Here is a 15,373-nt window from a genome sequence, read left to right as displayed (position 1 = left end):
CCGTCACAGAAAGACCCGCCACATGCTCAAGGTCAGCGTCGTCGTTGCGACGTACTCCTCCGGTCCCGGCCTCGACAAGCTGGTGGCCTCCCTCGATGCGCAGACGATGCCCGCCGAGGAGTTCGAGGTCATCTTCGTCGATGACGGATCGCCCGATGACACCGTGGCGCGACTGCAGCGGATCGCAGCCACCCGGCCGAACGTCCGAGTCGAGCGGATCGAGAACTCGGGGTGGGCCTCACGTCCGAGGAACGTCGGCACCGACCTCGCCGTCGGCGAGTACATCCTGTTCATGGATCACGACGACGAGCTCTATCCCGACGCGCTCCGCGCGGCCAGCGAGTTCGCCCGACGCGCGGGTGCCGATGTCTTGAACGGCAAGGAGGCCCGCACCCACGACCCGGGTTGGGCCCTCGACACCTATCGCGGCGACCGTGAGCAGGACCTCGGTCGCGAAGACGCGCACCCGTTGATCCCGATGAACCCGCACAAGCTCTACCGAGCGGCCTTCCTCCGCCAACACGGCATACGATTCCCCGAAGGGCGCCGGGTCTTCTGGGAGGACGCGTTCTTCAACATCGAGGTCGCCGCCCACGCGACGACCATCTCGACCCTGACCTCGGTGCCGTTCTACCACTGGGTGCAGACCGACGGCAGCGGATCCACGACGTTCAAGCGATCCGACCCTGCATGGTGGGAGTACCTCGACCGGGTGCTCGAGTCAGCTGATCGGCACCTCGGCCGCGACTCGCTGCAGTCCCACCAACTGCGACGACACCAGTACCGGAGCCGGGTGCTCAGCTCATTCGTGCCGGCCCATGAACGACGCCCTGCGTCGGAACGCCAGCTCATCGAGGAACGCGCGCGCGCACTGCAGGCGCGGTTCATGGACCCCACCGACGATGCCGCGTTGGATGTCGGTGCGCTCGCGGTCGCACGGGCGCTCCGTCTCGGTGATGCCGCGGTGCTCGCACACGTCGCCAAATCGGCTGGCACCGACCGATTCGAGCCGGCCACGCTCACCTCCGTTCGGTGGGAGCAGGGTCGCCTGGTCATCGCCGCCACGTCATCGACCGTGCGACGGCTTCCCGGCGGCGGCACCTTCCGTATCGACGACGAACGCGTGCTGGCGGTCCCTGCCGAGGTGATCGGACGCATCGGCACCCCGGACGACTTCGACGTCACCGACGAACTCGACGCCAGTTCGGGCGCGTTCGCAGTGCGCGGACGCTCGTCGCGCATCGCATGGCTCACCGGCGGCGAAACGACGGCCCGCGAGGTCTCACGCACCGACGACGGTCACGAGGCACGCTTCTCGATGAGCGTCGCCGGACAGATCGACGTGCGCGCTGCCGCGGCCGGCGTCGCGCTCGACGCGCAGGTGTGGGACGTGTTCCTGCGCATGCACCGCGCCGGCCGCGTGCAACAGCCCCGCCTGCGTGCGAGCACCCCCGCGCTGCCGACGCTGATCGACGGCCGACCTGCGGTCGCCTACACGAACCGCGACGGCTTCCTCAGCATCGACCTCGGCGGCACGGTGACCTCGTTGTTCGATGGGTCGACCCCGACGAAGGCGATGTCGGTCGTGCAGCACGACGGCCTGACCAGCGTCACCGTCGATCTCCCGGGCGTCCCGGTGAGCGGCGATGGAACCGGCGACGGCCAGGTCGAGCTCACGTATCGCCGGGATGGAATCCGCTCACAGCTCGTCGGAACGGCACGGCGCCTCCTTCGTCGGGAACACCCGGCGACACGCTTCCCGGTCCGGTACGCGGTGACGGAGGACGGCGCGCGCGCCACCATCGAACTCCCTTCCGAATCCGGACGATACCAGTGGCGGCCCTCGGAGAGATCGCCCGGTCTCCCATCCTGGGCGCTGAGCGTCGCGAACGGCGCGGCGAACCTGACGGTCGACCGTGCCTGAGCAGCAGGCCCAGCCGGCCGTCGCCCCTCGGGTCAGCATCGTCGTGCCCACCTACCGTTCGGGCCAGGGGCTCGAGCGGCTGTTCGGCTCGCTGCGTGCCCAGACTCTGCGCTCCGACGAGTTCGAGATCATCATCGTCGACGACGGATCGCCGGAGGAAGACGCGGCACGGATCGCCGACCTCACGGCGCGCCAGCCGAACGCCCGCTTCCATCGCATCGACCACTCCGGATGGCCGAGTCGCCCGCGCAACGTGGGAATCGATCTCGCCGCCGGCGAGTTCGTCCTGTTCGCCGACCACGACGACGAGCTCTATCCGACGTCATTGGAGAATGCGCTCGAAACACTCGATCGCACCGGTGCCGACGTGTTCGCGGGTAAGGAAGCACGGACCGACCAGGCGAAATGGGGCCTCGACGTCTTCGACGGCAACTACGACGACGCCGGTCTTCGCGAAGACGCGCATCCGCTCGTGCCGACGAACCCGCACAAGCTCTACCGTGTCGCGCTCCTGCGCGAACATGCCGTCCGCTTTCCGGAAGGCGGCCGACAGCTGTGGGAGGACGTGCACTTCAATGTCGATGTCGCGCGCCACACCTCACATGTGGCGATCCGCTCCGATGAACCGTTCTACCACTGGGTTCGCGACGGGCGCACGACGTCGACGAGCTTCGGCGAGAACGTCGAGGAATGGTGGACGGCGCTCGGCCTCGTCATCGAACACATCGCCGCCGGCCTCGATCGCGATACCGCCCGACGCCAGCGCGGACTCCTCCTCGGACTCCAGTTCCGCGAGCGGGTACTGCCCGCAGTCGGACCGGCGCTCCTGCAACGTTCACCGGCCGACCGGGCACTGGTGCTCGCGCACGCGACTCGGCTCGTCTCGGACTACGCCGACCCCGAGATCGTGCGCTCCCTGCCGAAGCACCTGCAGGCACGGGCCCATCTGCTCCGGATCGGGCGGCCCGACCTGGTCGAGTCGCTCGCAGCATTCGATGACGGGATCCTCGGAATCAGCTTCGCCTCGTCGGTCGAAGTCGGGAATGACGGGGTCAGACTCGAGACGTCGACCACCTGGATGGCGCACCACGGCGGATTCCTCGATGTACGGATCGACGGCGGGAAGGTCCGCCGTGCGCTGACGCCGGAACTCGAACGCGAGCTCGGCCCCGAGCTCCTCATGATCGACGACGACATCGCCTCGGCATCGAGTCGGATCGGCCTGCGCTCCCGCGACACGGCAATGACGTGGCTGGTGCCGACGGAGACCACGATGCAGGTGAGCGACGACCCGTACTACCCCTCGGTGACGGCGAGGTCGGTGGCCTTCGTCGACCCGGAGACGCTGCGTCACGGGCTCCCGATGGCCGACGGCTACTGGGACTTCAATGCGCGGAACGAGCTCTTCGGCGTGATCAACCATCGTGCAGTTCGAGCAGTCCGCCACGGCGGGCGATCAGAGGGAGCCCGCGACCTCCGCGTGTACGCGAACATCCATGGAAACCTGAGCCTCCAGATCCGCTGAGCAGGCTGTTCAGCCGACGGTTCAGCCGACGAGGGCGGGCGTCAGTCGTTCCGGGTGCTCGTCGGCACCGGCTGCGCACGCAACGGCATGTCCTCGCGAAGACGATCGAAGACGAGGTCGTAGAGTTCGACGACACGCCGGTTGTCACGTCGGACCTCGTTGAGTTCCGCGCGCAGCTCGCGCACTTCGCTCTCATAGGCGATGACCCGAGCGAGCATCGTCTCGTCGCTTGCGTTGACCCGTGCAAGCATCCGAAGGTTGCGATAGGCGCTCGGCATCGTCCGGGCGGCGATGCGTTCGATGTAGTTCTTCATCAGTCGTCTCCATTGTCGGTCGTCGGTCGCGTTCTCGTGGACCGGATCACGAACTCCAGCTGTTCCCGCCGCCCCTGCGGTGTCTCCCGGCGAGCCGTGGACACGAACTCGACGCTCAACGCGTGATCCGAGATCTCGGCCTCGAGCCACTCGGGCGGATAGTGCCAGCTTGTGGGGTCGCTGCGTTCGAACCAGCCGGGCAGGTCGGTATACGTGGTCCCCCACGCGACAGCGCCGCCCCGCAGCACGAGTTCGAGGAACGAGAAGATCGCATGACGATTCGCGAGGGTGATCCCGTGTATGGTGTCGGCGATCCGCACGTGCCAGACATCGCCGGTCGCGAGCAGGCTGGCACCCAGCGCGAACAGGCCATGGCCGTCGTTGAAGTTCGTGTAGGCGAACGACGCGCCTGGCTCGGCATTCGCCGAGGCGATCGAGAGCGCCTCGTGACTGAAATCGATCCCGAGCACCCGGCGTCCGGTCGAGGCGATCAGGTTGGTCGACTCGCCGGTGCCGCATCCGAGGTCGAGCACCGCGGCATCAGCCGGCAGCCCTTCGGCCCATGCGATGACGCTGTCCGGGTCGGCGGCCTTCGGCTGAACGCCGTCGAGCGAAAGGTATCGCTTCTCCCAGTAGACGCGAGCACGGTTGTAGACGCCGAAATTGTTCTCGAAGCGACGACGAGTCCATTGCGAGGTGTCGAAGACGAATGAGGGATCCGGCACAAGCCAGTTCGGGCCGTACGCGTACTCGAGCCATGCTTCCGGTCGCTTCGGGGCCGGAAGAGCGACTCCGTCCACCTCGACCCGTTGCACCGGCAGCAGGTCGTCGGGGGTGACCTCGGGGCCGCGAAGCGCGAACGGCTGGCAGTACAGTCCATCGCGGAAGTACCCGGTGAAGATGTCGACGTAGTGCTCGACGTGGCCCTGATCATCGAAGAAGTCGATTTCGAGGTGAGCGAGGCTGTGGCGGACGACCGTCATTCCGGCACGAACGAGCGCGTTCTCCATGCGATAGCTGTCGAGGGCGATGTCCGCCGGGTGGGAATGCTCACTCAGGAAGGCGAGGTCGATGTCGTCGTCGTGGGGCAGCAGGCCGCCGGTGCGCATGTAGCCGAGGAGGCTGCCGCCGACGATGTAGACGTTGAACCCGTCGCGCTCGAGCAGTGCGACGAGCGACTGTGCATTCTCGAGGAGTCGCTCCCGCAACCGGACGTTACCGCCCTCGAAGACCGGACCGAGTCGCTGCCATTTGTTCATCGCGAGCGGCCTGCCGGCCGCATCGCGCAAGTCGATGCGACGTTCGGATCGCCCGAACCGCAACTCGTCGGTGACGAGTTCCTCGCTGTTCGCCGAGTTCCGGATGCTCACCTCGGTTCGACCGTCGAAATAGGGGCGCAGCGACTTCGGCCACACCAATCGACCGTCGGCGATCTCGTCGACGCCGACCGACCATACCCGGCGCCCGTCGAAGAGAACGTCGACCGTACCGATCCCGTCGAGGAGCGCGGGATCGATGCGGAACACCCGCTTGGACGAGCTCATTTGGCGTTCATGGCTTCGACGGCTTCGGCGATCGGGCCATCGAAGACCTTCCGCCCCTTGCGGATCACCACACCCCGCTCGCACAGCTCCTGGACCATGCCCATGTTGTGGCTGACGATCAGCATCGTCTTGCCCGCCTGAGCGAGCTCGTGGATCTTCTCGGTGCACTTCTGGCGGAACGGCGCATCGCCGACCGACAGGATCTCGTCGACGAGCAGCACATCGAGTTCGACGTGGATCGCGACCGAGAACGCCAGGCGGAGGAACATACCCGACGAGTAGTGCTTCACCTCCTGATCGATGAACTCGCCGATCTCGGAGAACGCGACGATGTCGTCGAAGCGTTCATCGATCTCGGACTTGTTCATGCCGAGGATCGCCGCGTTGAGATAGACGTTCTCGCGACCGGAGAGGTCGGGGTGGAAGCCCGCACCGACCTCGATGAGGCCGGCCACCCTGCCGCGGGTGAGGACTCGGCCGGAGTCCGGTTCGAGCACACCCGAGACGAGCTTGAGGAGCGTCGACTTGCCGGAGCCGTTGTACCCGAGAAGCGCCACGCTCTCGCCCTCGGCGACGGTGAAGCTCACCTCGTCGAGTGCGTGGAACGGCGTCGATCCGACCTTCTTGCGCTTGACCCAGGAGACGAACGCCTCCTTCAGGGAGTGCGTGTGCCTGATCTGGAATGTCTTGCGCACGTCCTGGACGATGATGCTGGGACGATGCTGCGTGATGATCTCGCTCATAGGTCTTGTGCGAAGCTCCGTTCGAACCGGCGGAAGACGAGCTGTCCGATGACGATGAGGACCACGCCGATCCCGACCGAGGTGAGGATGTCGGTGCCGATGCTCGGCGCGAGCGTGTCGGCGTAGTCCGCCGCGCTGGTGGTCGGCGCCCAGAACGCGAAGTGGAACAGTTCCACGGACGTCGTCAGCGGATTCAGCATGTACAGGCGGAACGCCCACTCGGGGAGCGACGCCTGCACCATCGCGATCGTGTAGAGCACCGGGGACGCCCAGGTCGACAGCATCCGGATGATCTCCACGAAGTTCTGCGCATCGCGATACCGGACGTTCAACGCTCCGAAGAACAGTCCGAGGCCGAGGCTCATCATCAGCACGATGAGGAGGCCCAACAGGAACGCGCCGACGGTGAGGAGGGTTGGAGTCCAACCGAGCAGGATGCAGGCGAGCAGGAGGATCGCGACCTGGGGCAGGAAGTGGATGAACGCGATGATGATCGACGCGATCGGGAACAGCTCCCGCGGCAGATAGATCTTGCGCACCAGGGCACGGTTGTCGACGATGGAACTCGTCGCATTGCCGAACGCCTCGTTGAACAGGTTGATGGCGACGACGCCCGCGAAGAGGTAGACCGCGAAGTTCTCGACGTCGCGGTGGAACTGCAGCACCACGCCCATCACGAAGTAGTAGATGAAGAACTGCGCGGCGGGCTTCACGTACGACCACGTCCAGCCGAGGACGGAGTTGCGATAGCGCGTCGCGGTTCCCTTGCGGATCAGGAGCCGGAGCAGATAGCCGTGGCCCAGAACGTCGAGGATGCCACGACCGCGCCCGGGGGTGACGAACCCCGTCAGGTCGCCAGATGTCATGTGGGTTGTCTCCAAATCAAAAGGGCTCCCGTCAGTCCGAAGCCCCACGGCATACTAGCCGAGAATGCTGCGCGACCGTCGTGCGTCAACCGCGCGGAATCCCCGCGATGGTGCGCGAGTCGAGCACGAGGATGCTCGCGCCGGACGGCGGGGCCGTGGCGCCGATGGCGATGAGCTTCCCCGCCGTCGGACGGTAGACGGCCCCCGTCCCGGCATCCTTCACGTAGAGATCACGAACGATGTCGGCACCGCCGACCGTGAGGGTCGAGCACGCCTCAGGTGTCAGGGCGACGACCGGGAACCCTGCGATGAGCGACGGCGCCACGCGCCTCAGCACGCCTTGGGATGCCACATGCGTCTGGCCGGCGCATTGGACGAAGACTCCCAGCGCGGGTGATTCCATGGCGAGGAGCGCCGGTTCCGCAGGGTGCACGATCGAGTAGCGACTCGCGATGCCGAGGTCGGCGGCCACTCCCCAGTTCGGCAGCGGATGCTTCGCCACGCCGTCGACGAAGACGACGGCACTCGAGTTCGATGCCCGCACGAGCGTACCCGGCGCCGGAGCAGCCCCCCTCACGGGGAGCACCGAGAGCGTGTCGGCAGCGACAGGCAGCGGCGCAGGTACGGCACCGGCGTTCGCCTCGCGCATTGCGGCCGCGCTGATCGGAGCGAAACCGCCGGCCACGGCGACCCGGTAGCTTCCTCCCGAAGAGAGGAAGAGCGGAGTCCCGATCGGCGCACCGGCGTCGGGAATCGTTGCGCAGATCGACGGGTGCAGTCGCGTGAAGGCATTGCCTGCGAGCGCCATCTGGCTGACCACTCGCTTGCCGCCGCCAGTGACGGCATAGACGTTCGATGGACCGCATTTCGCGTAGGTCCCGAGCGCCACGGCCGATCGCACGTACCCCTCCCTCGCGTCCGCCGAGACCGAGGTCAGCGTACGCGGCTGCCGGTACTCGGTTGCGAGCGACCACCTGGGCAGATGAACGATCTCCCACCCGTTGACGAGGAACACCTCGCCCGAGTCCGAGAATTTGACGAACCCGCCGATCGGCAGCGCCGCGGTTCCCTTCGGGTATCGCTGGAGGGTGGTGGCCGCCACGTTGACCAGCGTGGGCGTCGTTCCCCCGTTCTGTGCGATCAATTGCTGTGGCGAAGTGATGTGACGGAGTCGTCCATCGTGCACGGCATAGACCGCGGAGGCTCCGATCGCCTTCATGAAGAGCGGGCCGGTGACGACGGCCGGAGACTTCGGGAGGAGCGCGCACGTCTCCGCCTCGAGCGTCATGAACGGAAGTCCACCGGTGTCGCCGCTCGCGATCCGCACGAGCTTTCCGCTCGAAGCCGCGTACATCGTCGAGCCGCAGCTCAAGAGCAACCCGACGTCACCGGCTCGCGAGTATCCCGAGATCACGTCATCGGAAACCGTCGTGTAGGTCTTCGGGATGCCGTACTCCGCGGCGAACGTCCAGTCCGGAAGGTAGTAGGTGCGACTCCGCCCATCGACGTACAGCACCTGGCTCGACGTCGCCGACTTCACGAACGAGTTCGGTGCGGCGAGGGTGCGACCGTTGGAGTACCGGGCGAGCACAGCCGGTTGCATCCGTGCCTCGTACGGCCGTACGCCACCGTTGAACGCCGTCGAGGCCGAGCCCACGAGCGAGTAGGCCGTCGTGCCCTCGATCATTCGCGTCACGCCCGTCGAGTCCTTGGCGAACTTCGTCATCGGACTGCCGACCTTGAAACGCGTGAAGATGTCATCGGTGATCGTCAGGTATCCGTCGCCGCAGCCATCGCCCCACATCGCGACGAGCGCGCAGGACGAGAACCGGTGCGTCGCGCCGTCCTGGATGAGGGCGATCTCGCCGGTGCGCGCGTTCTTGACGAACAGCGATGCGAGCCGCCCCGTGGGCATCGAGTCGAGGAACGCCTGGCTCACGAGCTGTCGGGGTCCGAGGACCGCGAGGAACTCGGAGTAGTCGGTCGCGAGCACATGGTGCTTCACGCCGGCGGAGAGCAGGAACACGTCGGTCCCGGTCTCGGACCGTACGAGCGTGCTGGGTGCCCCCTTCGTGCTCCCGAACCAGTCGGTGTACATCCGCCAGAAGTTCCGGTTGCCGTACGACGAGCATCCGTCTCCGGTCCCATAGAGATTCGCGAGCGCGGCGGCGTTCGGTCGATACGGCGTGTAGAGATAGAGGCCGGCAGTCGCCTGGTTCTGGATGAAGACGCGTGACGAGCCGCACGCCGCATTCGGATTCCACGCGATCGTGTTCCACTGTCCCGCGATGTACCCTCGACCGTCAGGGCGGGCACGGTACTTCTTGAACTGCCAGGACGCGTGGTAGACCTGATTGAAGAATCCGTAGTAGGTCGTGTCGCAGTCGGCAGTGTCCGGACATCCGTAGCCGGTCGCCGATCGATACTGCCGGGTCGTCGGCCAGGTGTCGCTCACCAGGCCCTGCTCCTTCTCGAGCAGCACGAGCAGCACTTTCGGGTTGATCCCGCACGCCGAAGACACTCGCACGATGATGGAGGCGGCCGTTTCGGCGGTGCGTCCCGTGATCGCGGCGCATCCCTCGCTTCGCGCCGGCTGAGAGGTCGTGTTCTGGCGGAAGTCCTTCAAGCAGACGTATCCTGCGCGGCAGCTCGGCACCTTCGCCACGAGGAACGCCTGCACCTGAGCGACCGACATCGTGCCCGGTGCGTAGAAGATCTCGTCGCTCATGATGTTGCCGGGATCGAACTGGCGCGCGTCGGCCGCGACCGCCGCTTCGGGCGCGGAGCCCAGTGTCGGCGGTAGCGCGACGAGGACGCTCGTCGCGATCGCAGCCGCCGTCAGAACCCCGCACAGTCTTTGCCAACGCATAGACCGACCCCCGCCTTCTTGCTGTCCACCCACAGCTTCGACTCCATTCGACCCCAAGGGAATCGACTGCGTCAATGCTAGGGAGCCTCGCGTGGGGCGGCGGGAGAACACGCTGGCCGAGAACGAGGTCGCGGGCCGTCGCACGACCGCGGGTACAATCGAGGGTCGGCCTCCCCTGGCCCGGCGCATGCCTACCGAACGGAGAATCGCCTTGGCGAATGATGTCGATCTGGTGGTGGTCGGATCCGGCTTCTTCGGACTCACGATCGCCGAACGCTGCGCGACCGAACTCGGCAAACGGGTTCTCGTGATCGACCGCCGCGACCACATCGGCGGCAACGCCTACAGCGAGATCGATCCCGAGACGGGCATCGAGGTCCACCGATACGGTGCGCACCTCTTCCACACCTCCAATCCGCGGGTGTGGGAGTACGTCAACCGCTTCACCGAGTTCACGCCGTACGTGCACAAGGTGTACACGACGCACCGGGGCGAAGTCTTCCCGCTCCCGATCAACCTGGGCACGATCAACCAGTTCTTCCGGTCCGCCCATGGACCCGACGCCGCGCGAGCGCTCGTCGCTTCGCAGGCCTCGGAGATCGAGGCCGGTGACGCGAAGAACCTCGAGGAGAAGGCGGTCTCGCTGATCGGGCGCCCGCTCTACGAGGCATTCATCCGCGACTACACGGCCAAGCAGTGGCAGACGCCGCCGCGCGAGCTGCCCTCGGAGATCATCTCCCGCCTCCCCGTGCGCTACACGTACGACAATCGGTACTTCAACGACGACCACGAGGGCCTTCCGGTCGACGGCTACACGGCGTGGCTCGAGCGGATGGCCGACCACCCGCTCATCGAGGTCCGGCTCTCGACCGACTTCTTCGACGAATCGCAGCCGATCAACAAGCGCGCGCTCGCCGGTACCGTCCCGATCGTCTACACCGGTCCGATCGACCGGTACTTCGACTACGCCGAAGGCGAGCTCTCGTGGCGAACGCTCGACTTCGAGCGCGAGGTCCTTCCCGTCGGCGACTTCCAGGGGACGTCGGTCATGAACTACGCCGACCCCGACGCGCCGTTCACCCGCATCCACGAGTTCCGGCACTTCCACCCCGAACGCGACTACCCGAGCGACAAGACCATCGTGATGCGCGAGTACTCGCGCTTCGCCGAACGCGCGGACGAGCCCTACTATCCGGTCAACACGCCGAGCGACCGGGAGAGACTCCTCGCCTACCGCGAACGCGCCAAGTCGGAGCCCGACGTGTACTTCGGCGGTCGCCTCGGCACCTACCAGTACCTCGACATGCACATGGCGATCGGCGCAGCACTGTCGATGTTCGAGAACCGGCTGAGCCCATCGTTCGGATGACCCATGGCTCGTCGCTCGGCGAGCCCGCCCACCGAGAGCACTAAGGATTCCATGACTCCGCACCCCGTCGTGCTGCAGCGCGTGATCTTCCCCGAGCACGGAGACCCGCAGGCCCTTCCTCTCTACCTCGACACCGCGTCGGGCACCGGGACCAGGAAGTCCTCGCACAGCGGGCTCGCGTGGCTCCGGGGGCGACGCGGCGTCGAGCTCCCGGCATTCGAGTCGGTGTCGCTCGCCGCGTACTTCAATGCGTTCCCGGCCAGCTACTGGGCCCGTTGGACGACGCTCACGGGTACGCGGCTGCGCATCGAGACCGAGGGCGCCGGGCGGATCATCGTCTTCCGCTCGAACGCACGAGGCGTGATCCAGCGCCTCGACGGCGTCGAGGTCGACGGAACGGCGACGACGGAGTTCGAACTTCCCTTCAACTCGTACCTCGACGGCGGATGGCTCTGGTTCGACCTCATCGCCGCTGATCGCCCGTTGTCGGTCGTGCAGGCCGACTGGCTCGCCCTCGACGGCGAATCGGTGGATGCCGACGGAACGGCGACGGTCTCGATCACGACGCTCAACCGCGGCGACTACTGCACGAAGCTCCTCGCCGAGATCGGCGGTGACGACGACGCCATGGCCTTCATCGACCGGGTGCAGGTCGTCGACCAGGGCAGCGAGCGGATCGTCGAGAACCCCGGCTACGGGCTCGCCGTCGAACGGCTCGGCGATCGCCTCCGCGTCATCGAGCAGGCGAACCTCGGCGGCTCCGGCGGGTTCTCGCGCGGCATGCTCGAGACCGTCGAGGCCGGCGACTCCGACTACGTGATCCTGCTCGACGACGATGTCGAGATCGAACCGGAGAGCCTGCGACGCGCCATCGTCTTCGCCAATCACTGCACATCGCCGACCATCGTCGGCGGGCACATGTTCGACATGTACGACAAGTCGAAGCTCCACGCCTTCGCCGAGGGCGTCGAGCCCCAGACGTTCGACTGGGGCTCGCTCACGCCCTCCCGCCACGACCTCGCGGAGTCGAACCTGCGTCAGACGCCGTGGCTGCACCGCCGCTTCGACGTCGACTACAACGGCTGGTGGATGTCACTGATCCCCGTGTCGATCATCAAGGAGATCGGGTTGTCGATCCCGGTCTTCATCAAGTGGGATGACGCGGAGTACTCCCTGCGCGCCAGGGAGCACGGGTACGCGACCGTGAGCCTTCCCGGTGCCGCCGTGTGGCACGTCTCATGGGTCGACAAGGACGACTCCCATGACTGGCAGGCCTTCTTCCATGCGCGCAACCGCCTCGTCGCGGCGCTGCTCCACTCGCCGGCGCGCAACGGCGGGAAGCTGTGGCGTGAGAACTTCGCCCTCGATGTGAAGAACCTCTTCACCATGGACTACTACACCGTCGCGATGCGCCATGCCGCGATGCGCAACGTGTTCGAGGGGCCGGCCCAGCTGCACACCGACATGGTCGACCGGTTGCCGCGGGTGCGCGCGCTCGGGGCGGACTTCCGCGAATCCACGCTCATCCGCGACACCAGCCGACTGCCGCTCCTGCCTGCTCGCGCCGTCGAGGCGACACCCGGACGCGCCGACCCCCGACCCCGCGGTCCCCGGCTCCTCACCTGGTCGCTGCGAACGGCGTGGCGCCATGCCTTCAGCCGACCCGCAGCGGACGCGGGAGTGCGCCCTGCCGCGCACCTGCCGTATCAGGACGCGCGGTGGTTCGAGGTGCCGAACCACGACAGCGTGCTCATCAGCAACGCCGAGGGTTCGGGAGTCACGTGGCACGTCCGCGATCCCAAGCTGTTCCGGCGGTACCTCCGGGATTCGCTGCGACTGAACCTTCGATCGCGCAGACAGTGGCACACGCTCGCAACGCAGTATCGAGCCGGTCTCGGCTCGATCACCTCGGCCGAGACCTGGTCGCGGTCGCTCGGCCTCGACGAGCGCTGAGACTCAGCTGACGCCGAGACCACCGAAGGTGTGACGCGCGAGGCTCCGGAACCCGGCGGCATCGCGCGCCACCACGGCCTTCGGGAGGTCTGCGGCCGAGTGCAGCCGCGACGTCAGGTGGAGCTTGGCCGCACGTGCAGCCTGCTGCCAACCGAGTGCCTCCATGTCCCGCGCGGCCTCACCGAAGACGACCCGTTCCTGGGCGAACTTGGAGCCGTCGGGGGCGGTGACGGCAGACACGCTCTCGGCGTGGCGACGATACCGGAACACGACCTCGTCGTCGACGACCAGGGTGCCGTCATCCTTCGCGAGTTCGAGGAGCATGGCGAGATCCTGCACCACGTCGAGGTCGAGGCGGAACTCGTGACGACGCAGTCGAGCCACGTTCCAAGCGAGCGAGGGGAAGTAGGTCCAGTTGGCACGGAGCAGGCTCCGCGCCATCTCTTCACCGGCGAGCGTGCGAACGCCGGTGCCCCGCGGCGCGTACAGCGCCTTCACGCGATCGGCGAGCGGACGATGCACCCCGCCGTCGGAATCGACGACCTCGACCCCGGGCTGGATGACTGCGGCATCGGGGAAGCGCGTCGTGAGCTCCTGCACCCGCGCGACATACCCGGGCAGCATCAGGTCGTCGCATCCCATGATCACCGCGAACGGATGCTGCATGAGCGTGACGCACTTGCGGTAGTTCCGGCTCGGCCGCAGGTTGACCTCGTTGCGGATGTAGGTCACACGCGGGTCATCGATCGACTTCGCCCATTCGCCCGCGCTGAGGTCGGGGTAGACGTCGTCCACGATCGTCAGACGCCAGTCGTCGTCGGTCTGGGCGAGCACACTCTCGACCGCGAGCTTGAAGTGGTCGATTCGACCATAGAACGGCATCATGATGTCGAGGGTCATGGTTCCATCGTCCCATGACGGCCGAGATGCTCCGCACCCGCCGACGAGCCTGCCGGGAGACTGACGCAGGCCGGACTGCGCTCTCCGGCCGACCACGGTTGGTATGCTCGAACTCATCATGAATGAATCACTGGGGCGCGTATTGGTGATCGTCCCGGCTTGGAACGAAGAGGCGAATGTCGGCAATACGGTTCGGGAGATCCGCAGCCGCGCGCCGCAGTACGACATCGTCGTCGTGGACGACGGCTCGACCGACAAGACGGCCCGGGTCGCCCGTGACGCCGGCGCCACGGTCATCCCCCTGCCCATCAACCTCGGGGTCGGTGGCGCGATGCGCGCCGGGTTCACCTACGCACAGCGCCACGACTACGACGCCGCCATCCAGGTCGACGCCGACGGCCAGCACGACCCCGCCGAGATCGTCCGTGTGCTCGACGGACTCTCGAGCGCCGACATCTCGATCGGCGCGCGATTCGCCGACAAGGGCGACTACGAGGTCAAGGGCCCGAGAAAATGGGCGATGCTGTTCCTCGCCGGCGTCATGACGAATGTCGCCCACACCCGTCTCACGGATGTCACCTCGGGATTCCGCGCGGGCAATCGGCGTGCCATCGACCAGTACGTGCGGTATTACCCTGCCGAATACCTGGGTGACACCCTCGATTCGCTCGTGGCGGCCGTGCATGCCGGGCTCACGGTGACCCAGATCCCCGTTGCGATGCGACCGAGAGCGCACGGCACGCCGAGCCAACATCCGATCGGAGCGACCATCTATCTGCTCAGGTCCGTTTTCGCCCTCGGGCTCGCCCTCATGCGGCCCCGTAAGGCAACAGGAGGAAGCGCAGCATGATCATCGCCTTCGGCATCGCCCTTGCGCTGATCCTCGTGAGCATCGTCGTCTACATGCTCCTCAGCCGGAAGCTGCGTGAGAAGTACGCCATCCTGTGGATCGTCATCGGGCTGGTGGTACTCGTGCTCGGCATCTTCCCGCAATTGCTCGAGTGGTTCACCGTAGCCCTCGGCGTGCAGGTGCCGTCGAATCTGCTGTTCTCGCTCGCGATTCTGCTCCTGCTCGGGGTGAGCCTTCACCTGTCGTGGGAGATCTCCCAGGCCGAGGATGAGATCCGGCGGGTCGCCGAGGAGTCCGCGATCTTGAACGCCGAACTCGAGCGGTTGTCCCGCAGGATCGACCAGTTGAGCATGCCGACGCCAGAAGAGCCCGAAACGCCTGCGAACCCAGCGGCGTAACCGCTCCGGCAGTCGACCGCGCCATGCGGCCGCCCTCGCGGTGGGGCCGCATGGAGATCAGCATCGTCGGACGACAATCCCGGGCGATGCCACGCCAAACATCCCGGCGACCCGCGCC

The 15,373-nt window shown here is 66.5% G+C and carries 12 protein-coding genes; 6 read left to right on the top strand and 6 right to left on the bottom strand.

Going from position 1 to position 15,373, the window contains the following annotated elements; genetic code table 11:
* Positions 1-22: 22 nt before the first annotated feature.
* Together BUR99_RS01330 and BUR99_RS01325 are read left to right on the top strand one after the other, a co-directional pair.
* On the top strand, positions 23-1,924 hold the full coding sequence (locus tag BUR99_RS01330; protein ID WP_074258585.1) for a glycosyltransferase family 2 protein: 1,902 nt from the start codon (positions 23-25) through the stop codon (positions 1,922-1,924).
* Positions 1,917-3,449, top strand: a complete 1,533-nt coding sequence (locus BUR99_RS01325; protein WP_074258584.1) for a glycosyltransferase family 2 protein — start codon at positions 1,917-1,919, stop codon at positions 3,447-3,449. Before BUR99_RS01330 ends, BUR99_RS01325 begins: the two co-directional genes overlap by 8 nt.
* A gap of 41 nt (positions 3,450-3,490) precedes the next feature.
* Here the strand turns inward: BUR99_RS01325 and BUR99_RS01320 are convergent, their stop codons facing one another.
* From BUR99_RS01320 to BUR99_RS01300, 5 genes are all read right to left on the bottom strand, one after another.
* Positions 3,491-3,763, bottom strand: a complete 273-nt coding sequence (locus BUR99_RS01320; RefSeq protein ID WP_074258583.1) for a hypothetical protein — start codon at positions 3,761-3,763, stop codon at positions 3,491-3,493.
* Complete coding sequence (locus tag BUR99_RS01315; protein ID WP_074258582.1) at positions 3,763-5,307, bottom strand: LicD family protein; 1,545 nt, start codon at positions 5,305-5,307, stop codon at positions 3,763-3,765. Before BUR99_RS01315 ends, BUR99_RS01320 begins: the two co-directional genes overlap by 1 nt.
* Complete coding sequence (locus BUR99_RS01310) at positions 5,304-6,050, bottom strand: ABC transporter ATP-binding protein (protein ID WP_074258581.1); 747 nt, start codon at positions 6,048-6,050, stop codon at positions 5,304-5,306. Before BUR99_RS01310 ends, BUR99_RS01315 begins: the two co-directional genes overlap by 4 nt.
* Positions 6,047-6,916, bottom strand: a complete 870-nt coding sequence (locus BUR99_RS01305) for an ABC transporter permease (protein ID WP_074258580.1) — start codon at positions 6,914-6,916, stop codon at positions 6,047-6,049. The genes BUR99_RS01310 and BUR99_RS01305 overlap by 4 nt, the downstream gene beginning before the upstream one ends.
* An 85-nt stretch (positions 6,917-7,001) precedes the next feature.
* The gene (locus BUR99_RS01300; protein WP_074258579.1) at positions 7,002-9,785 is read right to left on the bottom strand and encodes a hypothetical protein; all 2,784 of its coding nucleotides are present in this window, start codon (positions 9,783-9,785) and stop codon (positions 7,002-7,004) included.
* A gap of 211 nt (positions 9,786-9,996) precedes the next feature.
* On the opposite strand from BUR99_RS01300, the gene glf reads away from it, so the two are divergent.
* Both glf and BUR99_RS01290 read left to right on the top strand, forming a co-directional pair.
* Entirely contained in the window at positions 9,997-11,154 is a 1,158-nt protein-coding gene (gene glf, locus BUR99_RS01295; RefSeq protein ID WP_234980706.1) for a UDP-galactopyranose mutase, read from the top strand.
* A gap of 51 nt (positions 11,155-11,205) precedes the next feature.
* Entirely contained in the window at positions 11,206-13,107 is a 1,902-nt protein-coding gene (locus BUR99_RS01290; protein WP_084183508.1) for a glycosyltransferase, read from the top strand.
* A gap of 3 nt (positions 13,108-13,110) precedes the next feature.
* On the opposite strand, the gene BUR99_RS01285 is transcribed toward BUR99_RS01290, so the two are convergent.
* Positions 13,111-14,007, bottom strand: a complete 897-nt coding sequence (locus BUR99_RS01285) for a glycosyltransferase family 2 protein (RefSeq protein WP_074258576.1) — start codon at positions 14,005-14,007, stop codon at positions 13,111-13,113.
* 118 nt (positions 14,008-14,125) lie between these two features.
* Between BUR99_RS01285 and BUR99_RS01280 the strand changes: the two genes are divergently transcribed.
* Both BUR99_RS01280 and BUR99_RS01275 read left to right on the top strand, forming a co-directional pair.
* The gene (locus tag BUR99_RS01280; protein ID WP_074259401.1) at positions 14,126-14,857 is read left to right on the top strand and encodes a glycosyltransferase family 2 protein; all 732 of its coding nucleotides are present in this window, start codon (positions 14,126-14,128) and stop codon (positions 14,855-14,857) included.
* On the top strand, positions 14,854-15,255 hold the full coding sequence (locus BUR99_RS01275) for a DUF2304 domain-containing protein (protein WP_074258575.1): 402 nt from the start codon (positions 14,854-14,856) through the stop codon (positions 15,253-15,255). Before BUR99_RS01280 ends, BUR99_RS01275 begins: the two co-directional genes overlap by 4 nt.
* Positions 15,256-15,373 lie beyond the last annotated feature (118 nt).

The organism is Agromyces cerinus subsp. cerinus, assembly GCF_900142065.1.
GTDB lineage: Bacteria > Actinomycetota > Actinomycetes > Actinomycetales > Microbacteriaceae > Agromyces > Agromyces cerinus.
Note: the sequence above shows the minus strand (reverse complement) of the source record. Positions and strands in the feature narration are given on the sequence as shown.

Coding starts and splice junctions, on each gene's coding strand:
- BUR99_RS01330 (WP_074258585.1), top strand. CDS start 23: ATGCTCAAGGTCAGCGTCGTCGTTGCGACGTACTCCTCCGGTCCCGGC.
- BUR99_RS01320 (WP_074258583.1), bottom strand. CDS start 3,763: ATGAAGAACTACATCGAACGCATCGCCGCCCGGACGATGCCGAGCGCC.
- BUR99_RS01315 (WP_074258582.1), bottom strand. CDS start 5,307: ATGAGCTCGTCCAAGCGGGTGTTCCGCATCGATCCCGCGCTCCTCGAC.
- BUR99_RS01310 (WP_074258581.1), bottom strand. CDS start 6,050: ATGAGCGAGATCATCACGCAGCATCGTCCCAGCATCATCGTCCAGGAC.
- BUR99_RS01305 (WP_074258580.1), bottom strand. CDS start 6,916: ATGACATCTGGCGACCTGACGGGGTTCGTCACCCCCGGGCGCGGTCGT.
- BUR99_RS01300 (WP_074258579.1), bottom strand. CDS start 9,785: ATGCGTTGGCAAAGACTGTGCGGGGTTCTGACGGCGGCTGCGATCGCG.
- BUR99_RS01290 (WP_084183508.1), top strand. CDS start 11,206: ATGACTCCGCACCCCGTCGTGCTGCAGCGCGTGATCTTCCCCGAGCAC.
- BUR99_RS01285 (WP_074258576.1), bottom strand. CDS start 14,007: ATGACCCTCGACATCATGATGCCGTTCTATGGTCGAATCGACCACTTC.
- BUR99_RS01280 (WP_074259401.1), top strand. CDS start 14,126: ATGAATGAATCACTGGGGCGCGTATTGGTGATCGTCCCGGCTTGGAAC.
- BUR99_RS01275 (WP_074258575.1), top strand. CDS start 14,854: ATGATCATCGCCTTCGGCATCGCCCTTGCGCTGATCCTCGTGAGCATC.